Source organism: Franconibacter sp. IITDAS19 (assembly GCF_023079515.1).
Classification (GTDB): Bacteria; Pseudomonadota; Gammaproteobacteria; order Enterobacterales; family Enterobacteriaceae; genus Franconibacter; species Franconibacter pulveris.
In genome coordinates, this window is record NZ_JALJCP010000007.1 from 1 (window position 1) to 24177 (window position 24177).

General features: G+C 54.9%; 23 protein-coding genes. 14 read left to right on the forward strand and 9 right to left on the reverse strand.

Features of this window, described 5'->3' with window-relative positions:
- Window positions 1-152: 152 nt before the first annotated feature.
- Complete coding sequence (locus tag MT962_RS16110) at window positions 153-1949, reverse strand: thiamine pyrophosphate-requiring protein (RefSeq protein ID WP_024560328.1); 1797 nt, start codon at window positions 1947-1949, stop codon at window positions 153-155.
- 162 nt (window positions 1950-2111) lie between these two features.
- Here MT962_RS16110 and MT962_RS16115 point away from each other — a divergent pair, with 162 nt between their 5' ends.
- Both MT962_RS16115 and MT962_RS16120 read left to right on the forward strand, forming a co-directional pair.
- Window positions 2112-2564 (forward strand): DUF4385 domain-containing protein, encoded by a 453-nt coding sequence (locus MT962_RS16115; RefSeq protein ID WP_024556595.1) that lies wholly within the window; start codon window positions 2112-2114, stop codon window positions 2562-2564.
- Between the two features lie 152 nt (window positions 2565-2716).
- Window positions 2717-4018: an MFS family transporter gene (locus tag MT962_RS16120; RefSeq protein WP_247366050.1), complete on the forward strand. Its 1302-nt coding sequence runs from the start codon at window positions 2717-2719 to the stop codon at window positions 4016-4018.
- Here MT962_RS16120 and MT962_RS16125 read toward each other — a convergent pair.
- The 5 genes from MT962_RS16125 to trxC form a co-directional block, all read right to left on the reverse strand.
- Complete coding sequence (locus MT962_RS16125) at window positions 4015-4338, reverse strand: YfiM family lipoprotein (protein ID WP_024556597.1); 324 nt, start codon at window positions 4336-4338, stop codon at window positions 4015-4017. The two genes, MT962_RS16120 and MT962_RS16125, sit on opposite strands and share 4 nt — an antisense overlap.
- A gap of 57 nt (window positions 4339-4395) precedes the next feature.
- Window positions 4396-5751: a CDP-diacylglycerol--serine O-phosphatidyltransferase gene (pssA, locus tag MT962_RS16130; RefSeq protein ID WP_247366117.1), complete on the reverse strand. Its 1356-nt coding sequence runs from the start codon at window positions 5749-5751 to the stop codon at window positions 4396-4398.
- 112 nt (window positions 5752-5863) lie between these two features.
- On the reverse strand, window positions 5864-8524 hold the full coding sequence (pat, locus tag MT962_RS16135) for a protein lysine acetyltransferase (RefSeq protein ID WP_024556599.1): 2661 nt from the start codon (window positions 8522-8524) through the stop codon (window positions 5864-5866).
- Between the two features lie 34 nt (window positions 8525-8558).
- Window positions 8559-9260: a tRNA-uridine aminocarboxypropyltransferase gene (gene tapT / locus MT962_RS16140; RefSeq protein ID WP_247366051.1), complete on the reverse strand. Its 702-nt coding sequence runs from the start codon at window positions 9258-9260 to the stop codon at window positions 8559-8561.
- Between the two features lie 69 nt (window positions 9261-9329).
- Window positions 9330-9761, reverse strand: a complete 432-nt coding sequence (gene trxC, locus MT962_RS16145) for a thioredoxin TrxC (protein WP_024556601.1) — start codon at window positions 9759-9761, stop codon at window positions 9330-9332.
- A 210-nt stretch (window positions 9762-9971) separates the two neighbouring features.
- On the opposite strand from trxC, the gene MT962_RS16150 reads away from it, so the two are divergent.
- Entirely contained in the window at window positions 9972-11009 is a 1038-nt protein-coding gene (locus MT962_RS16150) for a tRNA/rRNA methyltransferase (protein ID WP_024556602.1), read from the forward strand.
- 30 nt (window positions 11010-11039) lie between these two features.
- On the opposite strand, the gene ung is transcribed toward MT962_RS16150, so the two are convergent.
- Entirely contained in the window at window positions 11040-11729 is a 690-nt protein-coding gene (gene ung, locus MT962_RS16155) for a uracil-DNA glycosylase (protein WP_247366052.1), read from the reverse strand.
- Between the two features lie 306 nt (window positions 11730-12035).
- Here ung and grcA point away from each other — a divergent pair, with 306 nt between their 5' ends.
- On the forward strand, window positions 12036-12419 hold the full coding sequence (gene grcA / locus MT962_RS16160; RefSeq protein ID WP_247366053.1) for an autonomous glycyl radical cofactor GrcA: 384 nt from the start codon (window positions 12036-12038) through the stop codon (window positions 12417-12419).
- 82 nt (window positions 12420-12501) lie between these two features.
- On the opposite strand, the gene srmB is transcribed toward grcA, so the two are convergent.
- Window positions 12502-13830 (reverse strand): ATP-dependent RNA helicase SrmB, encoded by a 1329-nt coding sequence (gene srmB, locus MT962_RS16165; RefSeq protein WP_024556605.1) that lies wholly within the window; start codon window positions 13828-13830, stop codon window positions 12502-12504.
- 130 nt (window positions 13831-13960) lie between these two features.
- Here srmB and MT962_RS16170 point away from each other — a divergent pair, with 130 nt between their 5' ends.
- Window positions 13961-14698, forward strand: coding sequence for a tRNA1(Val) (adenine(37)-N6)-methyltransferase (locus tag MT962_RS16170; protein ID WP_024560204.1), 738 nt, complete (start codon window positions 13961-13963; stop codon window positions 14696-14698).
- Here the strand turns inward: MT962_RS16170 and nadB are convergent.
- A complete protein-coding gene (gene nadB / locus MT962_RS16175; protein ID WP_247366054.1) occupies window positions 14683-16302 on the reverse strand; it encodes an L-aspartate oxidase in 1620 nt (539 codons plus the stop codon). The genes MT962_RS16170 and nadB overlap by 16 nt on opposite strands.
- A 331-nt stretch (window positions 16303-16633) precedes the next feature.
- Here nadB and rseD point away from each other — a divergent pair, with 331 nt between their 5' ends.
- The 9 genes from rseD (at window position 16634) to era (ending at window position 24168) form a co-directional block, all read left to right on the forward strand.
- A complete protein-coding gene (rseD, locus tag MT962_RS16180; RefSeq protein WP_229701868.1) occupies window positions 16634-16741 on the forward strand; it encodes a rpoE leader peptide RseD in 108 nt (35 codons plus the stop codon).
- Window positions 16738-17313 (forward strand): RNA polymerase sigma factor RpoE, encoded by a 576-nt coding sequence (rpoE, locus tag MT962_RS16185; protein WP_024553705.1) that lies wholly within the window; start codon window positions 16738-16740, stop codon window positions 17311-17313. Before rseD ends, rpoE begins: the two co-directional genes overlap by 4 nt.
- A 31-nt stretch (window positions 17314-17344) precedes the next feature.
- A complete protein-coding gene (rseA, locus tag MT962_RS16190) occupies window positions 17345-17998 on the forward strand; it encodes an anti-sigma-E factor RseA (RefSeq protein ID WP_247366055.1) in 654 nt (217 codons plus the stop codon).
- Window positions 17998-18951 carry a sigma-E factor regulatory protein RseB gene (rseB, locus tag MT962_RS16195; protein ID WP_024556609.1) on the forward strand — a complete coding sequence of 318 codons (954 nt, stop codon included), beginning with the start codon at window positions 17998-18000 and terminating at the stop codon, window positions 18949-18951. The genes rseA and rseB overlap by 1 nt, the downstream gene beginning before the upstream one ends.
- Window positions 18948-19424 (forward strand): SoxR-reducing system protein RseC, encoded by a 477-nt coding sequence (gene rseC, locus MT962_RS16200; protein WP_024560203.1) that lies wholly within the window; start codon window positions 18948-18950, stop codon window positions 19422-19424. The genes rseB and rseC overlap by 4 nt, the downstream gene beginning before the upstream one ends.
- Window positions 19425-19625: 201 nt before the next feature.
- Window positions 19626-21425 (forward strand): translation elongation factor 4, encoded by a 1800-nt coding sequence (gene lepA, locus MT962_RS16205; RefSeq protein WP_024558785.1) that lies wholly within the window; start codon window positions 19626-19628, stop codon window positions 21423-21425.
- 14 nt (window positions 21426-21439) lie between these two features.
- A complete protein-coding gene (lepB, locus tag MT962_RS16210) occupies window positions 21440-22414 on the forward strand; it encodes a signal peptidase I (RefSeq protein ID WP_247366056.1) in 975 nt (324 codons plus the stop codon).
- A gap of 171 nt (window positions 22415-22585) precedes the next feature.
- The gene (rnc, locus tag MT962_RS16215; RefSeq protein WP_024558783.1) at window positions 22586-23266 is read left to right on the forward strand and encodes a ribonuclease III; all 681 of its coding nucleotides are present in this window, start codon (window positions 22586-22588) and stop codon (window positions 23264-23266) included.
- Window positions 23263-24168 (forward strand): GTPase Era, encoded by a 906-nt coding sequence (gene era / locus MT962_RS16220; RefSeq protein ID WP_024558782.1) that lies wholly within the window; start codon window positions 23263-23265, stop codon window positions 24166-24168. Before rnc ends, era begins: the two co-directional genes overlap by 4 nt.
- Window positions 24169-24177: the final 9 nt, after the last annotated feature.

The window sequence follows — 24177 nt, forward strand, 5'->3', positions numbered from 1 at the left end:
GGTGAAAAGCCCATCCTCACGGATGGGCTTTTTGCTTTTCAGCGGTATTGCTTTTCTTTAGTTACAACATTCTAAAAGCACTTGCTGGAAGAGCAAAAAATAACCACTCATTCGAGTGGTTATTGAGATTTAGTACAACAGAAGATAACTGTTTACTCTTTATTGCCCGGCAGAACCGTATTCATGATCTGCTGCGCCGTGTCTTTAATGACTTTTCCTGCGGAGTGGTCGCCTTTGGCCATAGAAGACATGAATGATTTTGCCTGCTGAAGCGTAATATGCGGCGGTAGTGGAGCAACTTCAGGATCTGTTTTCACTTCCAGCACTACAGGACGATCGGCCCCTAACGCTTCGGTCCACGCCTCATGCAGTTTATCGGGATCGTCAACAAAAATACCTTTTAGCCCAATAGATTCAGCAAATTTAGCATAAGGAACATCCGGTACATCCTGCGTTGCTTCATAACGGGGGTTCCCTTCCATTACACGTTGTTCCCACGTCACCTGGTTCAAATCGCCATTGTTGAACACGCATACAATCAGACGCGGATCGGACCAGCTTTTCCAGTATTTTTGAATTGTAATTAACTCAGCAAGGTTATTCATCTGCATCGCACCATCGCCTACCAGGGCGACAACCGGTTTTTCCGCAAACGCAAACTTAGCAGCAATAGCGTAGGGCACTGCTGCGCCCATAGAGGCAAGCCCGCCTGATAATGAAGAACGCTGTCCCTGCTTAATTTTAAAGTCCCGGGCATACCAGTTAGCGCATGAACCTGAATCAGAAGTGACGATGGCGTTATCAGGCAACAGCGGCGACATTTCCCATACCACGCGCTGCGGATTAACCGGATTGGCTTTCGCCATTGCCCGTTCTTCCATTTTTTTCCACCACTCCTGTACGGAAACAGCAATCTTTTCCTGCCATGAGCGGTCTTCTTTACGTTTAAGCAGCGGCAGCAGAGCCTGTAAGGTGCTGACGGCGTCGCCATGCAGATTAACTTCGGTAGGATAGCGTAATCCCAGCATGGAGGGATCGATATCGATCTGGACGGCACGTGCCTGGCCTTCTTTTGGCAAGAATTCTGCCCAGGGAAAGCCGGTGCCAATCATGAGCAACGTGTCGCACTCCTGCATGAGATCCCACGACGGCTCGGTACCGAGCAATCCTATACAGCCCGTTACAAACGGAGCATCATCGGGCAAAACATCTTTACCTAATAAAGCCTTAGCTACACCTGCGCCCAACAAATTAGCTGCCTGAACCACTTCCACCGCCGCTTCGCGCGCGCCAGCGCCAATCAATATCGCAACTTTTTTACCGTCGTTAAGGATATCAGCAGCGCGCTGCAGATCGTATTGATGAGGGATGACATGCGGGCGTTGATAGCCGGGGCCTGAATGCGTAAAACCATGCGCATGCTGCGGTTCTTGCCACTCTTCATCCTGAATATCTTTTGGCAGAATAAGCACCGTTACGCCATTGGTAGCGGTAGCAATACGCACCCCCCGATCCACCAGATGGCGGACCTGTGAGGGCGTCGCCGCTTCCTGCACAAAGCTTGCTACATCGCTGAATACGCGGTCGAGGTTAAGCTCCTGTTGATATGTGGCGCCGCGGGCCGTTGCCTCCGCCTGACCCGCGATGGCGATGACCGGCATATGGTCCATTCGTGCGTCATACAGCCCTGTCAGTAAATGAGTCGCGCCAGGGCCGCCCGTTGAGAGACAAACGCCAGGTTCGCCGGTGAATTTAGCGTGAGCGCAGGCCATAAATGCGGCCATCTCTTCATGCCGCACCTGAATAAATTCAATGCCGTTTCCTGCTTTCTCTGCACGCTGCAGCGCGCCGAGCACGCCATTTATTCCATCGCCCGGATAGCCATAAATCCGGGTTACTCCCCATGCTTTTAACCGTTCTACAAAAAAGTCACTCGTCATCTTCGTCATTATTTTGCCTCGCTTCAGGTGGTACGTGACGGCGTTCAGCCTGAGCTGCGCTCGAACCTTTAGTCTGTTCGAGAATAGTTCACTTAAAGCAAATGGGCGAAAAAGGGGGAGTTCTCCGAAGGCTGCTATGGTTAAAAGAACAATCACAACGGAGAGCCGCCGGTGCGCAAAGAATTTGATTACCAGCAGGATTTTACTAATACCGATTTTCGCCAGCATCCTGAGCTGTATCAGGTAGGACGGGGCGAGCAGGGTGTGTTGCTGGTTGAGCCTTATAAGAGTGAAATTCTGCCCTGGTGGCGTTACAAGGATCCGGAGTCCGCTCAAAAGTCAGCGGAGAAAATTTATGCGCTGTTTGAGCAATACCGGGAAAAAGATGACTTTGTCGGCATGGACATGGCGCGGAAATTTATTCAAATGGGGTATACCCGCGCACGGCGCTACGCCAATTACAAAGGCGGTAAGAAATATGATGAAAAGCGTGAGTTAATGCCGCGCGGCAACGATCCGGTTAAAGCAGCGGCAGCGGCGGTATTTAAGACGTGGTGGGATCGCATACGCGCCGATGAAGATTATCTTCGTCGTAAAAAAGCACATCAAGAAAAATGGGGATAAGCAGACTCTTTCAGGGGGCGTAAAATGTTCTGCGCATCACAGAATCAATAGCCAACAAATAATTAACACTTTATTTACCTTTAATGCGGGCGCAAGCTACGGATCCGCATTTTACGGGTTGGTTTTCCCGTAATGAAAGACAGGAGAAAAAAATGACAGAAGTAACCGCCCGTTCGGAGAAAACGGCGCTGACGTCATCGGATACTCGTCGTTGCGTCTGGGCTATCGTTGGCGCTTCATCCGGTAATCTGGTGGAGTGGTTCGATTTTTATGTCTATTCGTTCTGCTCGCTCTATTTCGCCCACATCTTCTTCCCCTCCGGCAACAGCACCACCCAGCTTCTGCAAACCGCAGGCATTTTTGCCGCAGGTTTTTTGATGCGCCCAATCGGGGGGTGGATGTTTGGCTATATTGCAGATAAGCATGGACGTAAAACTTCCATGCTGATTTCCGTCTGCATGATGTGCTTTGGCTCGCTCGTCATCGCCTGCCTGCCGGGTTATGACGTGCTTGGCACCTGGGCGCCAGCGCTGCTGTTGTTGGCGCGTCTGTTTCAGGGGCTTTCGGTTGGCGGCGAGTATGGCACCAGCGCTACTTATATGAGTGAAGTGGCAATAGAGGGACGTAAAGGCTTTTACGCTTCTTTCCAGTACGTCACGCTTATCGGCGGTCAGTTGCTGGCGCTGCTGGTGTTGGTTGTTTTACAACAGACGTTAGCGGACAGCGATTTACGCGCCTGGGGCTGGCGTATTCCGTTTGCACTGGGCGCCGGGCTGGCGATTGTGGCGTTGTGGCTGCGTCGTTCGCTGGAGGAAACCTCGCAGCAGGAGACGCGTGCGCTGAAGGAAGCCGGGTCGTTGAAAGGGTTATGGCGCAACCGACGCGCTTTCCTGATGGTATTGGGCTTTACTGCTGCAGGCTCGCTGAGTTTTTACACCTTCACAACTTACATGCAGAAGTATCTGGTCAATACCGCCGGCATGCATGCTAATGTTGCAAGCGGCGTGATGACGGCGGCGTTATTTGTCTACATGCTGGCGCAACCGTTTTTTGGCGCGCTTTCCGATAAAATCGGCCGTCGTAACTCTATGATCTGCTTTAGCGTGCTCGCCACGTTTTGTACCGTGCCTATCCTCACCGCGTTGCAGCATGTCTCCTCGCCTTATGCCGCTTTTGGGCTGGTGATCCTCGCTTTGCTGATTGTCAGTTTTTACACCTCAATAAGCGGCATTTTGAAAGCAGAGATGTTCCCGGCGCAGGTGCGGGCTTTAGGAGTAGGGCTATCTTATGCCGTTGCAAACGCTCTGTTTGGCGGGTCGGCGGAATATGTCGCCCTTTCGCTAAAATCGCTGGGCTCGGAAACCGCCTTTTTCTGGTACGTTTCGGTAATGAGCGCGATTGCGCTGCTGGTTTCGCTCAAATTGCACCGTAAAGGAAAGGGCATGCGGCTTTAATGTTCGGCTAACTGCCAGATTGTATAGCCGGTCGTCGCGCCGGCTACGTCCCAGGCAAAATCCTTCCAGCTCCAGCCGCTGCCCGCCGGGCGGCTGTCCCAAAATTCTTTTGTTGCGCCAAGAGAAAGGGAGAACATGACACCCACGGCAGCGGCGCGATCGTGGCTTATTCCCTGATGTTGTGCAAACTCGTTTCCGGCAGCAGAAAGCATGGCAGAGGCGAGAAAATGCTGAGCTTTATCCTGACCCGACCAGGCGTCCTGCGCCATATGGGTACAGCCAGTTAACAGCATCGTGCTGATGAGTAAAAGAAAACGCATACAGCCTGTCCCAATAAAAAAGCCCTGACGGGCAGGGCTTTTCACTATAGCTGAAAGTTACAGAATGCGGCTAATCAGCCGGTCTATCCGAATACGCCGTAAGCGGCGAATCAGCTTACGAACTTTTACCGGATAATCTGCGATGCTTTGTAACTCACGGTAATGCTTCACGACTACCGTATGGGTGCGGATAAGCTCCAGCTCTTTATTGCGCATTGCAGCCAGTTGCTGCCTGGGATCGTGGATAAGAATGGCGTTTTCCAGGTCGAGCCGCCATGCGCGTGGGTTAAGGTTGTTGCCGGTAAGCAGCATCCATTCATCATCCACCCACATGCCTTTCAGGTGATAGCTGTTATCTTCATCTTTCCATAAGCGCACCACCAGCTGTCCGCTGTTGACATAATACTGCAGGCGGCTTAAGAAACGGCGCAGGTTGATTTCATAGAGGTAGGGCAGCGCGCCAATGATTTTAAAAGGCTCATTCTCAGGAATGTAGAAATCGTTAGCGGTTTTGTCGCCGACGATAATTTCTACCTGTTTGCCATCGCGCAGCAACTGGATAACGTTGCGTACCAAAACGGCAGGGAGGTTGAAATAGGGAGTGCAGATAACCAGCTTCTGATCCACACAAGGCATGAGATGGAAGATGGTTTTATTTAGCGGGCTGGATTTGCCCAGCCCAACCAGCGGCGTTACCGCCAGTTGTTCGTTATCCGCATTCCCCTGAAAATGATACGTCGCATCGCGCAATTCCTGGCGAAACAGACGGATATCGTTTTTGATTTCCGGACTCTTCGGGCGGCCCGGGTTGTCCAGACGATTTACCGCACGGCCTGCAGCCAGATGCTGCTGCACCCAAAAGTACATCTGATCGGCAAGCTCAGCGTTACGGATCCAGTGATAGCGATCGTAACGGTATTTTTCGTGCTGATGCAGATAAACATCATTCAGGCTGGCGCCGCTGTAAAACACGCCGTCATCAATAATAAAGCCTTTGTAGTGCAGCACGCCCAGCGCTTCGCGGGTATTAACAGGAACGCCGTAAACCGGGATTTCGACGCCTGGATTTTCCTTCGCCATACGGCAATACCAGTCAGCGTTGGTATTCGATGCCGCCGCGCCGATGCGCCCGCGCTGGGCGCGGTGCCAGTCTACAAGGACGCTTACTTCCAATTCAGGACGCTGGCGCTTTGCTTCATACAGGGCGGAAAGAATGCCTTTGCCGCCGTCGTCCTGCTCAAGATAGAGCGCGACGAGGCAGATACGCTGGGTTGCCGCCGCGATTTTTTGCAACAGGGTTTCCCGAAAATCGGCGGGGGAAAAGTAAAACTCGACATCATCAACTGACTGAGAAAGCTTCGGTAGTTGGGCAAGGTGTTGTTGATGTTTGTTTCGTTTAAATTTAGACAACATCACAGTGCATATCTTCTCTGAATAGGATGGTCTTCTGCGCAAAACAGACGACAGAAGTGGACGATAATATCACTACTGTCCGGGAAAGTGGTCACTATTTCCAGCACCTTACTCACGACTCGGCTTCCTGCGACAGTGGTAATGTCAGGCCGACAATGCCATCTTCCAACTGAACATCCACCTTAAACCCGAGTTTTCTGGCCAGCGCCACCATGCCCCGATTATGCGGCATGGTAATGCCGTTTAACCGTTGCAGGCCATGCTCGCGAGTATAAACAATCAGCTTTTCCAGCAAACGGCGGCCAAGCCCAAGGCCTTTGAGATCCGAACGCACCAGTACCGCAAATTCCGCATCAATGTTATCCGGGTCTGATATGGCGCGCGTAACGCCAAGTATCTCCGCTTCGTTGTTCTGGTTGCGCACGGCGACGAAAGCCATTTCTCGATCGTAGTCGATCTGCGTCATGTTGGCTAAGTCATCGTGGGTAAATTCGTTGATCTCGCTGAAATAACGGTAGTAGAGATCCTCTTTTGTGACCTGAGCGATAAAGCGCTGCAACAGCGGTTCATCTTCGGGCAGGATGGGGCGGAACAGGCATCTTTCGCCGTTTTTCATTTCTACCCATTCTTCAAATTGATGCGGATAGGGGCGAACCGCCAGCCGTCCATCCGGGTCGCCTGTGAAAGGCTTAATTTGTAGCGTAACGTCGAGTGCGGTGAACTCGCTGGCGGAGGCGAGCAGCGGGTGAATATCCAGCCGGTCAATCTCCGGGCAGTCCACAATCAGGTTAGAAACCTGCACCAGTAGCTGGCTCAACGCGGGAATATCAAGCGGGCGAAGCGCGCTGCGCCCGCGAACGTTACCCTTTTTAATCGCCTGAATAACAAGATAACGCGCCAGGTTCATGTTAAGCGGCGGCAGCGCTACAGCGGCTTGTTCTTCAGGGCGCCACTCTACGCCGCCTTCGCCCAGCATAATCAGCGGTCCGAATACCTCGTCATGCTCCACCACAACCCGCAACTCCTGCGCGCCCGCACGATTTGCCATGCTTTGCACCAACAGGCCGTGAATGCGCGCCTGCGGCCAGGTCATTTTTACGCGATCGAGGATAGCATCCGCCGCCTGTTGCACCTCTTTTGCCGTGCGCAGGTAAAGCATTACGCCCTGGACTTCCGACTTATGCGGAATATCCGGCGAGCGCAGCTTCAGCGCCACCGGGTAGCCAATCTGCTCAGCGATATGCACCGCTTCGGCGCTGTCGCTGGCAATCCAGGTCGGCAAAGTCTGTAGACCGTAGGCCTGCAAAATGGGCTGCACTTCATGCGTATCAAGCCGGGTAGCCCCGTCTTCTAACGCCTGTTGCAGCAAGCGATGGGCATCGGCGGTATTGGTCGTAAGGTTGACGGGCAGGGCCGGGATCTCGCGCAGCTGTTTCTGATTGCGGCGATACTCCACCATATGCATAAAGGCGGTTATTGCCCCTTCCGGCGTGCGGTAAGTAGGAATGCCGGCATCGCTAAAGAGTCTTCGCGCTTCTTGCGAAGAGTGCTCGCCGCACCAGTTGGTGATGAGCGTAACGTACTTGCCGCGCGAATGGCGATTGAGCAGGTCTATAAGCGCGCGCGCGCTTTCGCTGCCCGGCGCTGCGGCGCTGGGAGAGTGAATGATCATCAGCGCGTCATAATCGTGGCTATCAAGCAGCGCTTCTATCGCTTTCAGGTAGCGCTCAGGCGTTGCGTCATCTCGCAAATCAAGGGGGTTGGCAGGCTCAACGCCCGCTGGCAGCGCCGTTTTCAAACGGGCAAGCGTCTCCTCACCGGGTGTTGCCAGTTTGCCGTTGCGTAACCACAATTCATCCAGCGCAAGCGCCGCCGGGGCCGCGCCGTTGCTGACAATCATCAGCCGTTCGCCGCGCAGCGGACGCATGTGGCTGAGCGTTTCGACGGCTGAAAAGAGCTCATGCGTGTCCTGAACGCGCAACAGACCGGCGCGCTGGATGGCGGCATCCCAGGCGGCATCCAGCCCGGCAGGCGTGCGAAGAAGATGCCGCGCCTGCGGGCTACGCCCGCTTTTAATCACCAGAATAGGTTTATTACGGGAAGCGCTACGGGCGGCAGAAACAAAACGCCGGGCGTCGCTCAGGTGTTCCAGATAGAGCAAAATGGCGCTGGTTTTGCTGTCCCGCGTCAGGTAATCAAGCAGTTCGTCGACATCAATGTCCAGGCTATCACCAAGCGCGATAAAATAGGAGAACCCCATTTCGCGCTGCTGGGCCCAGTCGAGGATAGTGTTGGAAACGGCGGCGGACTGCGAAATAAACGCCAGCTTGCCTTTACGGATCGGCACCGGGGAAAAGCTGGCGTTCAGGCCCTGCCAGGGGGCGAGCAGACCAAGACTGTTTGGCCCTAACAAACGCATCTGAAAACGCGCCGCGCAGGCCAGCAGGTCTGCGTGCTGCTCCGCAGGCGAAGAGAGGATAATGCAGGTCTTACAGCCTTTTTCTCCCAGCGCCTCCAGCAGCGCCAGATTTCGCCTGGCATTGGTGCAAAGCACAGCGAGATCGGGCGTAAAAGGAAGACTCGCCACATCGGGCCAGGCAAGGACGCCGCAAACCGCTTTCCAGGCGGGCGTGACTGGCAATACCGGGCCGTTGAATCCGCCCGCCAGCAAATTGCGCATCATCAGATAACCCGCGCGATCCGGCTTCATCGACGCGCCTACCACGGCGATGGATTTCGGGCGTAGCAGGGCTTCCAGTCCACGTTGGCTCATCTTCTTCTCCGCAGGGCAAAGTGACCCGATGATTTTAAACGCTTTCTGTCGCTTCTGCTGTGACGCTTCCCTGATGGTGGGGTTTTCCTGCGAGATAGCGTTCGCGGAACAGCGCAAAATGGTCGCTTAGGCGTTTTGCCGCCGCCATGTCGCCGGCGAGATCGAGCAGGGCTACCGCGACCTCGGCAGTGCAGTATTGTCCCTTTGCATGCGCTTCACGCAGGCGATAGGCGGAAACGCGGGAAAGGTCGACCGAAATGACCGGCAACGCGTCCAGATAAGGGCTTTTACGAAACATTTTCCGCGCTTCGGTCCAGGTGCCGTCGAGCATAATAAACAGCGGCGGTTTGCCGCCAGCGGGCGGGGCGGTTAAGACTTCCCGGCCCGCATCGGCATAAGACGCGGGAAAAACCACCATCGGCTGATAGTCAGGGTTAGCGACCAGATCAAGCAGTGCCTGAGGCGGCTCGGTGCGCGACCACTGAAAGGCTTCGGTATCCGGCAACACATCGGCTATCAATCGGCCGGTATTGCTGGGCTTCATTGGCTCGGTGTCAAACATCACCAGACAAAAGCGGCTGCGGGCCTGCGCGGGCTGCAACGTTGCGCACAGACATTGCTTAAGCGGCAACAGACAGCGCTGGCAGCGGCGGATACGGTTGCCCCTGGCAAGAAAAGGACGAGTGGCGCGCGCGAGGCGCTCGGCGCGTAAGCGAAGAACAGCGTTGTCAGTCATGGAAGGCCTGGCAAAAACGCCATTGTCGCAGAGGGGAAAACGGGGCGCAAATTTTGCGCCCCGTTGCGGTTACACGGCTTCGTTGACGGCTTCGTTTAGCCAGACGTCGAACGGTGCTTTAGGCACCGCGCCGTTAAGCATGTCAACGAGCTGGCCGTTTTTGAACATCATAATGGTCGGGATGCTGCGGATGCGAAAACGCGCGCTAAGCTCACGTTCCGCCTCGGTGTTGATTTTCACGAAGCGGATTTTACCGCTGCGCTCTTCAGCCACGTCTTCAAAAATCGGCGCGAAGTTGCGGCAAGGGCCGCACCACGGGGCCCAGAAATCAACCACTACCGGCAGGTCGTCTTTCAACAGGGCGTCGAAAGTTTCGCTGGTGGCGTTGATAACCTCGCCATCAAACAGCTCATGGCCGCAGCGACCGCATTTCGCGCCATCTTCAAGGCGGTCTTCCGGAATGCGGTTAATAGCCTGGCAGGCGGCACAAACGGTATTCATAACAGACCTCTGGGAAACAGGTTTACAGGAACCGGCAGGGCATGTCGGTTATGTTTCAATATTGTTGCATATTATCTGAGAAGTTGTTTCCGGCGACCAGGTGTTTTATCCAATGAGTACAATAGTTATTAGCTTTTGCGCGAAGAACATGGCGCAGCGGGGATACATCGGGTAATCTTCGCGCTTCGCGCAGCGCTGGTGGAGAAAAGCATGAATGACGATTTAAAAGGTAAAGGCGGCAAGGTCAAAGTGATGTATGTTCGCGGTGACGACAATGCCGATAAACGTGGCGCGAATCCGCGCACCGGAAAAGGAGGCGGACGTCCGTCTGGCTCTGCCCGCGCTGAAGGCGGCCGCCGCGCGCCGCGCGACGAGAAAGGCGGCGCGCGCGACCGCAACCGCGACGCTTCACCATGGCGCACCGTATCCCGCGCGCCAGGCGATGATGCGCCGGCGAAACCCGATCACGGCGGCATCAGCGGTAAAAGTTTTATCGATCCGGAAGTGCTGCGCCGCCAGCGCGCCGAAGAGACCCGCGTTTATGGCGAAAATGCTTGCCAGGCGTTATTCCAGAGCCGTCCGGAAGCCATTGTCCGCGCCTGGTTTATCCAGAGCGTAACGCCGCGTTTTAAAGAGGCGCTGCGCTGGATGGCGGCTAACCGCAAGGCCTATCATGTGGTGGACGAAGCGGAGCTGGCGAAAGCGTCCGGCACCGAGCACCATGGCGGCGTCTGTTTTCTCATCAAAAAACGCAATGGCCTGTCGGTTAACCAGTGGCTGAGCCAGAGCGGCGAAGAAGATTGCGTCCTGGCGCTGGAAGATGTCGGCAACCCGCATAACCTCGGCGCAATCGTGCGCAGTTGCGCGCATTTCGGCGTGAAGGGCGTGGTGGTGCAGGATGCCGGGCTGCTTGAATCCGGCGCAGCAGTGCGCACCGCTGAAGGCGGCGCAGAGCATGTAGAAGCGATAACCGGCGACAGCTTTAACGACACGCTCGAGCAGTTCCGCCGCGCAGGTTACGCTATCGTTACCACTTCCAGCCATAAAGGCACGCCGCTTTTCCAGGCGCAACTGCCGAAGAAAATGGTGTTGGTGCTCGGCCAGGAGCGCGAGGGGATTTCAGAAACCACGTTCGCTAATGCCGATCTGCGTCTCTCGATTGATGGCACCGGTAACGTTGAGAGCCTGAACGTCTCGGTAGCGACTGGCGTCCTGCTTGCCGAGTGGTGGCGACAGAACAAAGCCTGATAAAAAACGCCAGCGTAAGCTGGCGTTTTGCTATTCCGATTCGGCGGACAGCGTCGGTTCCCAGTCGATGGGCTTTTGTCCATGCGCCGTCAGGTATTCATTGGTTTTGGCGAAATGGCCGCAGCCGAAGAAACCGCGATGGGCGGAAAGCGGAGACGGGTGCGGCGCCTGCAAAACATGGTGCCTCTGACGGTCGATAATCGCGCCTTTCTTCTGCGCATGCGAGCCCCAGAGCAGAAATACCACGCCTTCGCGATGCTCGTTAATAAGCGAGATGACCTTATCAGTAAAGGTTTCCCAGCCGAGATTCGCGTGTGAGTGCGCTTTACCCGCCTGAACCGTCAATACGGTATTGAGCAGCATAACGCCCTGACGCGCCCAGCTTTCCAGATAGCCATGCGTCGGGCGTTCAAAGCCCAGAATCGACTTTTCCAGCTCTTTATACATATTCACCAGCGAAGGCGGCGGCGCTACGCCCGGGCGAACGGAGAAAGCAAGCCCGTGCGCTTGCCCCGGGCCGTGATAAGGATCCTGTCCAAGGATAACCACTTTTACGTCGCCCAGTTCCGTAAAGCGAAAAGCATTGAACACATCTTTTTGCGGCGGATAGATAGTTACGCCTGCTTCGCGCTCGGCGGCTACGGTGGTCAGGATGTTCTGGAAATAGGGTTTCTGTTTCTCTTCGGCCAGCACGTCGTGCCAGGTGAGTTTGTCAGCCATCTCGCTCTCCTGCGAATTTTCTTTCCCTAAGCTTAACTGCTTATTTCATCTGAACAAAATTTCCCGGAAGCCAGAGGCGAACGCGGATGAAAATTTACACTTCTCTGGCCGTCTTGTTGGCTGCCTAAGTTGATATAAAACAAATCCTTGGTTTTATGACCACTTTTTCTATGTGGTTTTTGTTGATTTTAATCAAAGAATAATGCCCCGATGTTGGTATATAAAACAACCCATCAACAATGGTTTTACCAATTAGCCAACGCTGGCTGATGATAATCAAAGACTAAGCCCATAGGGAGGCATCATATGATTACGGGTATCCAGATCACTAAAGCCGCGAACGACGACCTGCTGAACTCTTTCTGGCTGCTGGACAATGAAAAAGGCGAAGCACGCTGCGTTTGCGCGAAAGCAGGGTTTGCAGAAGATGAAGTCGTCGCCGTAAGCAAACTTGGCCAGTTTGAATACCGTGAAGTACCGATGGAAGTGAAGCCGGAAGTACGCGTGGAAGGCGGTCAGCATCTGAACGTCAACGTACTGCGCCGCGAAACACTGGAAGATGCCGTTAAGCATCCGGAAAAATATTCGCAACTGACTATTCGCGTTTCTGGTTATGCGGTGCGCTTTAACTCTCTGACGCCTGAACAGCAGCGCGACGTTATTGCCCGTACTTTTACAGAAAGCCTGTAATCTGCCCGACGACGAGGGGGCTCTTCGTCGGCAGCCATAAAAAAACCGCCTGTAAAACAGGCGGTTTTTTCTTAACAGGCGATTACTCTTCGCTGCCCGTCGTTGCTGCCGCATTGGGTTTGCGACGCTTGCCGATATTTTTAGTATCGCGATGACGTTTTTTCACGCGCGGCTTCTCTTTTTCTTTCTCTTTTTTCTTCTCTTCGCGTTTTGCCAGCACTTTCTTCGACGGCTTGCCCTTGAGCTTTTCGCTCGGCGCGCGCGTTGTCGGGCGCAGTTCGTCGATAACGCGCGCTTTCAGCGGCTCTTTGACATATCGCTCAACTTTGCCAAGCAGCAGATGGTCATGGGCTTCCACCAGCGAAATCGCGGTGCCTTTACGCCCGGCGCGGCCTGTACGACCAATGCGGTGCAAATACGTATCCGCCGTGCGCGGCATGTCGAAGTTAAAGACATGGCTGACATCCGCAATATCGATGCCGCGCGCCGCCACGTCGGTGGCGATAAGCACGTTGACGCGACCATCGGTCAGGCGCTTAATCGCTTCGTTACGCTTAGCCTGCACCATCTCGCCTTCGAGATAACAGGTATTGATGCCCGCTTCGCGCAGCCAGCCCGCCAGTTCATGCACGCGCTCGCGCTTGCGCACGAAGACGATAGAACGGCTGACGTCCGGCTGTTTTAGCAGATGCACCAGCAGGGCGGTTTTATGTTGAACATCATCCGCGCGGTAATACCACTGGTGGATCTTCTTACGTTCGCGAACAGAAGGGGTGGCGGAGACTTCAACCGGATCTTCCAGCAGACGCTCAGCGAAATCTTTAATCGCTTCCCCTTCGAGCGTGGCGGAAAACAGCATGGTTTGCTTACGCCAGCGCGTTTCGCCAGAGATGTGTTCGATATCCTGCGCGAAACCCATGTCCAGCATGCGGTCCGCCTCATCGAGGATCAGCGTTTCCACAGCCCGGCAGTCAAAATTCTCTTCTTTAATGTATTGCAACAGGCGGCCGGTGGTCGCGACGACGATATCCTGGTTTTCGCTGAATACTTCGGCGTGATTCATATATGCAACGCCGCCAGTGATTGTGGCGATATCGAGATGCGTGTGAGCGGCGAGCTCGCGAGCGTGCTCGGCAACCTGCATAGCCAGCTCGCGGGTTGGCGTCAGAATGAGAATACGCGGCGGTCCCGATTTTTTACGGGGAAAGTCCAGCAGATGCTGCAACGCCGGCAACAGATAAGCTGCCGTTTTACCGGTGCCTGTCGGCGCTGAACCCAGCACATCACGTCCTTCGAGCGCAGGCGGAATAGCGGCGGCCTGGATAGCCGTGGGACGAGAAAAGCCTTTATCCTGGAGGGCATCCAGAAGGCTTTCATCAAGTTCAAGTTCGGAAAAAGTGGTTACAGTCATTTTCTACCTCAGTGTGGGCCGCCGATTATAGACGTTCAGCCTGTAATGTTCATCCCTTTCCAGGGGGAAGCGCTTCCCCGGGGCGTCGCTTTCCCCTATGCTACAGCGGTTTTGTTAGCAGGTAGTGAAGATGTCTGAGCCAAAAGCCCCGCTGCGCCGTAACGGGTTTACATTTAAACAGTTCTTTATTGCACACGATCGCTGCGCGATGAAAGTCAGTACTGACGGTATCTTGCTGGGTGCGTGGGCGCCCGTCGCCGGCGTGACGCGCGTTCTTGATATCGGCGCAGGAAGCGGATTGCTCGCCCTGATGCTGGCCCAGCGTACGCCGCAAACCGTACAAATTGAAGCGGTGGAACTGGATGCCGAAGCCGCAGAGCAGGCGCGCGAAAACGCGCAGGCCTCGCCGTGGGCGCAACGCCTTGCCGTCCATACTGCGGACGCGCTGGCCTGGTCGCAGCTGCAAACGCAGCGCTATGAGCTTATCGTCTGTAATCCTCCTTATTACGAGAAGGGGGTTGAGTGCGCAACGCCGGCTCGCGAGCAGGCGCGCTATACGACAACGCTCGACCATACCGCTTTGCTGAACTGCGCGGCGCAGTTAATCACAGAAGAAGGTTTTTTTTGCGTCATCCTGCCCGTAGAGGTGGGTGAGGCGTTCAGTCGACAGGCGATAAAACAGGGTTGGCACCTTCGGCTGCGTACGGATGTCGCTGAAACGCCGGAGCGGTTGCCGCACCGCGTGCTGCTCGCTTTTTCACCCTTCCCGGGCGAAAGTTTTAGCGACAGGTTGATTATCCGTGGGCCAGACCACCATTATTCCGAGGCTTATTGCGGCCTGACCCAGGATTTCTATTTGTTTATGTGAACCAGCGGCGAAAGTACGGAAGGACCGGAGTCGGGCAGGGCATCGGGGTAGTCGAGCGTGTAATGCAGTCCGCGGCTCTCTTTACGCATCATCGCGCAGCGCACAATAAGCTCTGCCACCTGAACCAGGTTTCGTAATTCCAGCAGGTTGTTGGAAACACGAAAATGGGCGTAGTACTCGTCTATTTCCTGCTGAAGCATGGTGATGCGGCGTAATGCCCGCTCAAGCCGCCGGGTGGTTCGCACGATGCCAACGTAATCCCACATAAAAAGCCGTAGCTCGTGCCAGTTATGCTGAATAACAACCAGCTCGTCCGGGTTTTCCACGCGGCTTTCGTCCCATGCGGGCAACGCTTTTACCCCGCGCACATAAGGCATACGCTTGTTTATATCTTCTGCGGCCGACCAGCCGTAAACCAGGCACTCCAGTAAAGAATTTGACGCCATGCGGTTAGCGCCGTGCAGCCCGGTGTAGGTCACTTCGCCAACAGCATACAACCCGTCGACATCCGTGCGGCCATGCTCATCCACCATCACGCCGCCACAGGTATAGTGCGCTGCAGGCACCACGGGAACCGGATCGGTAGTGAGATCGATGCCAAGGCCCAGTAGCTTTTCGTAAATGGTGGGGAAGTGGTGGCGGATAAATTCAGCAGGTTTATGGCTGATATCCAGATACATGCAATCCGCGCCGAGGCGTTTCATCTCATGATCAATCGCGCGGGCGACGATATCGCGCGGCGCAAGCTCGGCGCGCTCGTCAAAGTCCGGCATGAAACGACTGCCGTCCGGCCGCTTCAGCCAGGCCCCTTCGCCGCGCAGCGCCTCGGTAAGCAAAAAATTCCTCGCCTGAGGATGGAAAAGCGCGGTGGGGTGAAACTGGTTAAACTCCAGATTCGCCACCCGGCAGCCTGCGCGCCATGCCATGGCGATACCGTCGCCGGAGGCGATGTCCGGGTTAGTGGTATATTGATAAACCTTAGAGGCGCCGCCGGTCGCCAGCACTACCGCTTTCGCCCGGCAAGTTTCCACCCGCTCTTTATTGCGATTCCAGACCCAGGCGCCCACCACGCGGCGGGTGCCGGGCAGCCCGATTTTATCGGAAATAATGAGATCAACGGCGTTGCAGCGTTCAAGAATATGGATGTTGGGATGGCTCAGCGCCTGACCGACCAGCGTGGTTTCTACGGCTTTACCGGTGGCGTCCGCAGAGTGAAGTATGCGTCGATGACTGTGGCCGCCTTCGCGCGTCAGGTGATAGCTTGCTTCGCCATTGGGCTGAATTTCAGTATCAAACAGCACGCCCTGATCGATAAGCCATTGAACGCAATGGCGTGCATTGCTGGCCACGAATTCCACCGCTTCGCGATCGCAGATGCCTGCGCCTGCAATCAAGGTGTCTTCAACATGGGAGGCGATGCTGTCGGTTTCATCAAACACGGCGGCGATGCCGCCCTGGGCGTAAAAGGTCGAGCCTTCGCTCACCGGGCCTTTACTTAGCACAATAACCTGATGCTGCTGCGCCAGACGAAGCGCCAGTGAAAGTCCCGCTGCGCCGCTCCCGACAATCAGCACGTCACAATGAAGGTCTGTAGTCGTGTTCATGATGCTGTGTTTAATTTACTAAACAAGGTTGGGCCAGCATAGCACTCCGGCTTTAAAAAGCGCACGCTTTTTTTATAAACGGTTGCAGATGCTGAACAAGAGGGCGTTGAAGAGCTGTACCAGGCATCAATCGCGCAAAATGGCCTGTTTTGCCGCGCTTCGCACACTTCTGGATTAAAAGATGAAATAAAAGCAGGGTTGCGTTACTCTGCAAACGCCCTGTGCGGCATATTACGGTGCGTAACAGTCCCTTTTTTCCGGGCGGAACATATAATGAATGAGAAAGCGCTTTCCGCAAAACAGAGCACAAAAACAAAGGCGTAACGGAACTATGCGGAGGACCGACACTCTAACCGTCTGCTTGCTCATAAGTGCAGAGTTCGGGTGGCGTTTCGATTACGCGTGGAAATTAGGTTTGGGGAGACATTACCTCGGATGAGCGAGCAGTTAACGGATCAGGTCCTCGTCGAACGGGTCCAGAAGGGAGAACAGAAGGCGTTTAATTTACTGGTGGTCCGCTACCAGCATAAAGTAGCGAACCTGGTTTCCCGGTATGTTCCCTCAGGCGATGTTCCTGACGTGGTGCAAGAGTCTTTTATCAAAGCCTATCGCGCACTGGATTCCTTTCGGGGTGATAGCGCTTTTTATACGTGGTTGTACCGTATCGCCGTCAACACGGCGAAAAATTATCTGGTAGCTCAGGGGCGTAGGCCGCCTTCCAGCGACGTGGACGCCAACGACGCGGAAAACTTCGAAAGCGGCAGCGCGCTGAAAGAAATTTCGAACCCTGAGAACTTAATGTTGTCTGAAGAATTGAGACAAATTGTTTTCCGTACCATTGAGTCACTCCCGGAAGATTTACGCATGGCAATAACGTTACGGGAGCTGGATGGCCTGAGCTATGAAGAGATAGCGGCTATCATGGATTGCCCGGTCGGTACGGTGCGCTCCCGTATTTTCCGTGCTCGGGAAGCTATTGATAATAAAGTTCAACCGCTTATCAGGCGTTGACGATAGCGGGATACTGGAAAAGGTATTAGGCATGCAGAAAGAACAACTTTCCGCTTTGATGGACGGGGAAACACTGGATAGCGAGTTGCTCAATGACTTGTCGAAAGACGAGGCATTGCAGCAAAAATGGGAAAGCTATCATCTCATTCGCGACACGCTGCGCGGTGATACGGGCGAGGTCATGCACTTCGACATTTCCGCGCGCGTTATGGCGGCGCTTGAAAACGAACCGGTTCGCCATGCAGCCCCGCTTATCCCTGAATCACAACCAACCCCCCACCACTGGCAAAAAATGGGTTTCTGGCAGAAGTTGCGCCCCTGGGCGAGCCAGATTACTCAGGTTGGCGTAGCGGCGTGCGTATCGCTGGCAGTGATTATCGGCGTTCAGCATTATAACAGTACGCCGGACGCAGGCACGGCGCAGCCGGAAACGCCCGTCTTCAATACCTTGCCGATGATGGGTAAAGCCAGTCCTGTCAGCCTCGGCGTGCCGTCAGAGAGCACCGCCAGTACGGGCCAACAGCAGCAAGTGCAGGAGCAGCGTCGCCGCATAAACGCAATGCTTCAGGATTACGAACTGCAGCGTCGTTTGCACGCTGAACAGCTCCAGTTTGAGCAGGCGCAAACGCAGCAGGCTGCTGTGCAAGTGCCAGGAAACCAGACTTTAGGAACGCAATCGCAGTAATGAAGCAACTTTGGTGCGCCATGTCCCTTGTGGCTGGCAGCCTGTTCTTCTCTGTCAGCGCCTCGGCGGATGCTTCGTCAGAGGCGCTGTTGCAGCAAATGAACCTGGCTAGCCAGTCACTCAATTACGAGTTAGCTTTTATCAGCATTAACAAGCAAGGCGTGGAGTCGCTCCGCTATCGCCATGCTCGTCTTGATAACAAACCGCTGGCTCAACTTCTGCAGATGGATGGACCGCGCCGTGAAGTCGTACAGCGTGGTAACGAAATCAGCTATTTCGAGCCGGGACTCGAACCGTTCACGCTTAACGGCGACTATATTGTCGATTCGCTGCCGTCATTGGTCTATACCGACTTCCGTCGTCTGGCCCCGTATTATGATTTTATCTCCGTAGGCCGAACCCGCATCGCCGACCGGCTTTGTGAAGTTATCCGCGTGGTGGCGCGCGACGGAACGCGTTACAGCTACATTGTCTGGATGGATACGCAGAGCAAGCTGCCGCTGCGCGTCGATTTGCTGGACCGTGATGGCGAGACGCTGGAACAATTTCGCGTGATTTCATTTACCATTCAGGATAAGCCCGGCACAATGATGCAAAATCTGGCGCAGGCCTCTTTGCCGCCGCTGCTTTCGGTTCCCGGCTCGGAGAAAGTGACGTTCAACTGGGCGCCAGCCTGGCTGCCGCAGGGCTTTTCTGAAGTTTCCAGCAGCCGTCGCTCCTTGCCGACCATAGATATGCCGGTTGAATCCCGGCTCTATTCCGACGGCTTATTCAGTTTCTCGGTTAACATTAATCGCGCCAGCAGCACCAGCGCAGAACAGATGTTGCGTACCGGGCGGCGTACGGTCAGCAGTGAAGTGCGCGACAACGCGGAAATTACCGTGGTCGGCGAACTGCCGCCGCAAACCGCTAAGCGTATTGCCAGCAGCATTAAATTCAAGGCAACACAATGATTAAAGAATGGGCCACGGTGGTATCGTGGCAGGGCGGCGAAGCCGTTTTAAGCTGTGACGTAAAGGCTTCTTGCAGCAGTTGCGCTTCCCGCGCGGGCTGCGGTACGCGCGTGCTGAATAAACTTGGCCCGCAGACGACGCACTACATTACCGTGCCGAGCGAAAAACCGTTAACGCCAGGGCAAAAAGTTGAGTTAGGCATTGCGGAAAGCAGCCTGCTCGGCTCAGCGCTGCTGGTTTATATGTCGCCGCTTGCGGGGCTGTTTATTATGGCCGCGGTTTTTCAGGCGCTTTTCGGCAGCGACATCGCTGCGGCGTGCGGCGCGGCCCTTGGCGGCGTGGGCGGATTTTTGCTGGCGCGTGGTTTTTCGCCGACATTGAGCTCGCGGGAATCCTGGCAGCCCGTCATCCTGAGCGTGGGCTTGCCGCCTGATATTTTGCGTGTTGAAACGCCTTCCTCTGAAAGCCGGTAATCGCCGGCTTTTCTTTTTGTTACCGCTCGGTTTATCGCAGCATTAAGTTGCGACTATGCTTGCAGGATGAGCATTTCCCCGCTTTCTGGTTGTAGTGTAGAATGCAGCGTTTCAGGCAGAAGACAGCCACTATTATCAGGCTCAGTACAGCGCGTTGCGCGAGGCCTCCAGAGCATTTTTAAGGCACAAAAATCTCACTATATGAAGAACATACGCAACTTTTCCATCATAGCTCACATTGACCACGGTAAGTCGACGCTGTCTGACCGTATTATCCAGATTTGCGGTGGCCTCTCCGACCGCGAAATGGAAGCGCAAGTGCTTGATTCAATGGATCTCGAACGTGAACGCGGCATTACAATCAAAGCGCAAAGCGTCACGCTTGATTATAAAGCTTCTAATGGCGAGACCTATCAGCTGAACTTTATCGATACCCCAGGCCATGTCGACTTTTCTTATGAAGTCTCTCGCTCGCTGGCCGCGTGTGAAGGCGCGCTGCTGGTAGTGGACGCCGGTCAGGGCGTGGAAGCGCAAACGCTGGCCAACTGCTACACCGCCATCGAAATGGATCTGGAAGTTGTGCCGGTGCTCAACAAAATCGACCTGCCGGCAGCCGATCCTGAGCGCGTAGCGGAAGAGATTGAAGATATCGTCGGCATCGACGCTACCGACGCCGTGCGCTGCTCGGCTAAAACCGGCGTGGGCGTTCAGGATGTGCTGGAGCGTCTGGTGCGCGACATCCCGCCGCCGGAAGGCGACCCGGACGCGCCGCTGCAGGCGCTGATTATCGACTCCTGGTTCGATAACTACCTGGGCGTGGTTTCGTTGGTGCGTATTAAAAACGGCACCCTGCGCAAAGGCGACAAAATCAAAGTCATGAGCACCGGGCAGACCTATAACGCAGACCGTCTGGGCATCTTCACGCCGAAGCAGGTTGATCGTACTGAACTGAAATGCGGCGAAGTAGGTTGGCTGGTTTGCGCCATCAAAGACATTCTCGGCGCGCCGGTAGGCGATACCCTGACGCAGGCGCGAAACCCCGCGGATAAAGCACTGCCAGGCTTCAAAAAAGTGAAGCCGCAGGTTTATGCGGGCCTGTTCCCGGTCAGCTCTGACGACTATGAAGCTTTCCGCGACGCGCTCGGCAAGCTGAGCCTGAACGACGCCTCCCTGTTCTATGAGCCGGAAAGTTCTACTGCGCTGGGCTTCGGCTTCCGCTGCGGCTTCCTCGGCCTGCTGCACATGGAGATTATCCAGGAGCGTCTGGAGCGTGAATACGATCTCGACCTCATCACCACGGCGCCGACCGTAGTGTATGAAGTGGAGATGACAAACAAAGAAGTGGTTTACGTCGACAGCCCGTCCAAGCTTCCGCCGTTGAATAACATCAATGAGCTGCGTGAGCCGATTGCTGAATGTCATATGCTGCTGCCGCAAGAATACCTCGGCAACGTCATTACGCTATGCGTGGAGAAACGCGGCGTGCAGACCAACATGGTTTACCACGGCAATCAGGTTGCGCTGACGTATGAAATCCCGATGGCGGAAGTGGTGCTCGACTTCTTCGACCGCCTGAAGTCCACCTCGCGCGGCTATGCGTCGCTCGACTACAACTTCAAACGCTTCCAGGCATCCAACATGGTGCGTGTGGACGTGCTTATCAACGGCGAGCGCGTCGATGCGCTGGCGCTCATCACCCACAACGATAACGCGCCATACCGCGGTCGCGAGCTGGTGGAAAAGATGAAAGAGTTGATTCCGCGTCAGCAGTTCGATATCGCGATTCAGGCGGCTATCGGCAACCATATTATTGCTCGCTCTACGGTAAAACAGCTGCGTAAAAACGTTCTGGCAAAATGCTATGGCGGTGACGTAAGCCGTAAGAAGAAACTGTTGCAGAAACAGAAAGAAGGTAAGAAGCGTATGAAGCAGGTCGGCAACGTCGAACTGCCGCAGGAAGCGTTCCTCGCCATTCTGCATGTGGGTAAAGACAGCAAATAACCTAAGGAGTTGGCATGGCGAATATGTTTGCCCTGATCCTCGTGATTGCCACGCTGGGCACGGGCATCTTGTGGTGTCTGGATAAATTTGTCTTCGCACCAAAACGCCGCGAACGTCAGGCGGCGGCGCAGGCTGCCTCTGGCGGAGAGCTGGATACCAAAACGCTGAAAAAAGTCGGCCCGAAACCGGGCTGGCTGGAAACGGGCGCGTCCATCTTCCCGGTGCTGGCGATCGTGTTGATCGTGCGCTCGTTTATCTACGAGCCCTTCCAGATCCCGTCGGGCTCTATGATGCCGACGCTGCTGATCGGCGATTTTATCCTGGTGGAGAAATTCGCTTACGGTATTAAAGATCCGATCTACCAAAAAACGCTGATCGAAACCGGTCATCCGAAGCGTGGGGATATCGCGGTCTTTAAATATCCGGAAGATCCGCGTCTGGATTACATTAAACGCGTGGTAGGTCTGCCGGGCGATAAAGTCAGCTATGATCCGGTCGCCAAGCAGGTGACTATCGAGCCGAACTGCAGTTCCGGCCAGGCTTGCGGCAGCGCGTTGCCGGTCACCTATTCCAACGTGGAGCCAGGCGATTTTGTGCAGACTTTCTCGCGTCGCAACGGCGGTGAAGCCAGCAGCGGCTTCTTTAACGTGCCGAAAAACGAAAGTCGCGAAGGCGGCATTCGTCTGACTGAGCGTAAAGAGACGCTGGGTGACGTGACGCATCGCATTCTGATGGTGCCTATCGCACAGGATCAACTGGGTATTTACTTTCAGCAGCCGGGCCAGCAGTTAGGCCGTTGGATTGTGCCGCCGGGTCACTATTTCATGATGGGTGACAACCGCGACAACAGCGCCGACAGCCGTTACTGGGGCTTTGTGCCGGAAGAAAATCTGGTCGGAAAAGCCACCGCCATCTGGATGAGTTTTGAGAAGCAGGAAGGCGAATGGCCAACCGGCGTTCGACTGAGCCGTATTGGCGGAATCCATTGATCAATTAAATCCATTCAGACTAACGACATCCCCTGTCGTTCTGTATAGAATATTCCCCCGAGTTTTCAGGTTGGCTCCCGTAAGGGAGCCACGGCACACGAAACAGCTTTGATTCCTTTTCAGCCCTGTTCCGTGTGCTGCATTGTTGACGCATTCATTAATTGGTATCGCATGAACCCCATCGTAATTAATCGGCTGCAGCGAAAGCTGGGCTACACTTTTCATCATCAGGAGTTGTTGCAGCAGGCATTAACCCACCGCAGTGCCAGCAGCAAGCATAATGAGCGTCTGGAGTTTCTGGGTGACTCCATTTTGAGTTTCGTCATCGCGAATGCGCTCTACCATCGCTTCCCGCGCGTAGATGAAGGCGATATGAGCCGTATGCGCGCGACGCTCGTACGCGGCAATACGCTGGCGGAAATCGCTCGCGAATTTGAACTGGGCGAATGTTTGCGCCTTGGGCCGGGCGAGCTGAAAAGCGGCGGCTTTCGTCGTGAATCGATTCTTGCCGATACCGTAGAAGCGCTAATTGGCGGTGTTTTTCTCGACAGCGATATCCAGACCGTCGAGCGCCTTATTCTCTCCTGGTATCAAAAACGTCTGGACGAAATCAGCCCGGGCGATAAGCAAAAAGATCCGAAAACCCGCCTGCAGGAATATTTGCAGGGGCGCCACCTGCCGCTGCCTTCTTATCTGGTCGTGCAGGTGCGTGGTGAAGCCCACGATCAAGAATTTACTATCCACTGCCAGGTCAGTGGCCTGAGTGAACCGGTGGTTGGCACGGGTTCCAGCCGCCGCAAGGCGGAGCAGGCTGCCGCCGAACAGGCGCTGAAAAAACTGGAGCTGGAATGAGCGAAGAACAAACCTATTGCGGATTTATCGCCATCGTTGGTCGTCCGAACGTTGGCAAATCCACCCTGCTGAACAAGTTGCTTGGGCAGAAAATCTCTATTACCTCCCGCAAAGCACAGACCACGCGTCACCGCATTGTCGGCATCCATACCGAAGGCCCGTACCAGGCTATCTATGTTGATACCCCGGGTCTGCATATGGAAGAGAAACGCGCCATCAACCGGTTGATGAACCGTGCGGCGAGCAGCTCAATCGGCGATGTCGAACTGATTATTTTCGTGGTTGAAGGCACGCGCTGGACGCCGGACGACGAAATGGTGCTCAACAAGCTGCGCGACGGCAAAGCGCCGGTTATTCTCGCGGTGAATAAAGTCGATAACGTGCAAGAAAAAGCCGATCTGCTGCCGCATCTGCAGTTCCTGGCAAGTCAGATGAATTTCCTCGACATTGTGCCGATTTCTGCTGAAACGGGCATGAATGTAGACACTATCGCTGGCATTGTGCGCAAACATCTGCCGCAGGCGATTCACCATTTCCCGGAAGATTACATCACCGACCGCTCCCAGCGCTTTATGGCCTCTGAAATCATCCGTGAAAAGCTGATGCGTTTTCTTGGCGCTGAACTGCCTTACTCGGTGACGGTGGAAATCGAACGTTTCCAGAGCAACGAGCGCGGCGGCTATGACATCAACGGCCTTATCCTGGTAGAGCGCGAAGGGCAGAAGAAAATGGTGATTGGCAACAAAGGCGCCAAAATCAAAACCATCGGCATTGAAGCGCGTAAGGATATGCAGGAGATGTTCGAAGCACCTGTCCACCTTGAACTGTGGGTGAAAGTGAAATCGGGCTGGGCCGATGACGAGCGTGCGCTGCGCAGTCTCGGTTATGTAGACGACCTGTAAGGTCCGCTG

Bases quoted from the DNA above. Each gene is read 5' to 3' on its own strand.
- MT962_RS16110 (WP_024560328.1), bottom strand. From the start codon at position 1,949: ATGACGAAGATGACGAGTGACTTTTTTGTAGAACGGTTAAAAGCATGG.
- MT962_RS16120 (WP_247366050.1), top strand. From the start codon at position 2,717: ATGACAGAAGTAACCGCCCGTTCGGAGAAAACGGCGCTGACGTCATCG.
- MT962_RS16125 (WP_024556597.1), bottom strand. From the start codon at position 4,338: ATGCGTTTTCTTTTACTCATCAGCACGATGCTGTTAACTGGCTGTACC.
- pssA (WP_247366117.1), bottom strand. From the start codon at position 5,751: ATGTTGTCTAAATTTAAACGAAACAAACATCAACAACACCTTGCCCAA.
- pat (WP_024556599.1), bottom strand. From the start codon at position 8,524: ATGAGCCAACGTGGACTGGAAGCCCTGCTACGCCCGAAATCCATCGCC.
- tapT (WP_247366051.1), bottom strand. From the start codon at position 9,260: ATGACTGACAACGCTGTTCTTCGCTTACGCGCCGAGCGCCTCGCGCGC.
- trxC (WP_024556601.1), bottom strand. From the start codon at position 9,761: ATGAATACCGTTTGTGCCGCCTGCCAGGCTATTAACCGCATTCCGGAA.
- MT962_RS16150 (WP_024556602.1), top strand. From the start codon at position 9,972: ATGAATGACGATTTAAAAGGTAAAGGCGGCAAGGTCAAAGTGATGTAT.
- ung (WP_247366052.1), bottom strand. From the start codon at position 11,729: ATGGCTGACAAACTCACCTGGCACGACGTGCTGGCCGAAGAGAAACAG.
- grcA (WP_247366053.1), top strand. From the start codon at position 12,036: ATGATTACGGGTATCCAGATCACTAAAGCCGCGAACGACGACCTGCTG.
- srmB (WP_024556605.1), bottom strand. From the start codon at position 13,830: ATGACTGTAACCACTTTTTCCGAACTTGAACTTGATGAAAGCCTTCTG.
- MT962_RS16170 (WP_024560204.1), top strand. From the start codon at position 13,961: ATGTCTGAGCCAAAAGCCCCGCTGCGCCGTAACGGGTTTACATTTAAA.
- nadB (WP_247366054.1), bottom strand. From the start codon at position 16,302: ATGAACACGACTACAGACCTTCATTGTGACGTGCTGATTGTCGGGAGC.
- rseD (WP_229701868.1), top strand. From the start codon at position 16,634: ATGCGGAGGACCGACACTCTAACCGTCTGCTTGCTCATAAGTGCAGAG.
- rpoE (WP_024553705.1), top strand. From the start codon at position 16,738: ATGAGCGAGCAGTTAACGGATCAGGTCCTCGTCGAACGGGTCCAGAAG.
- rseA (WP_247366055.1), top strand. From the start codon at position 17,345: ATGCAGAAAGAACAACTTTCCGCTTTGATGGACGGGGAAACACTGGAT.
- rseB (WP_024556609.1), top strand. From the start codon at position 17,998: ATGAAGCAACTTTGGTGCGCCATGTCCCTTGTGGCTGGCAGCCTGTTC.
- rseC (WP_024560203.1), top strand. From the start codon at position 18,948: ATGATTAAAGAATGGGCCACGGTGGTATCGTGGCAGGGCGGCGAAGCC.
- lepA (WP_024558785.1), top strand. From the start codon at position 19,626: ATGAAGAACATACGCAACTTTTCCATCATAGCTCACATTGACCACGGT.
- lepB (WP_247366056.1), top strand. From the start codon at position 21,440: ATGGCGAATATGTTTGCCCTGATCCTCGTGATTGCCACGCTGGGCACG.
- rnc (WP_024558783.1), top strand. From the start codon at position 22,586: ATGAACCCCATCGTAATTAATCGGCTGCAGCGAAAGCTGGGCTACACT.
- era (WP_024558782.1), top strand. From the start codon at position 23,263: ATGAGCGAAGAACAAACCTATTGCGGATTTATCGCCATCGTTGGTCGT.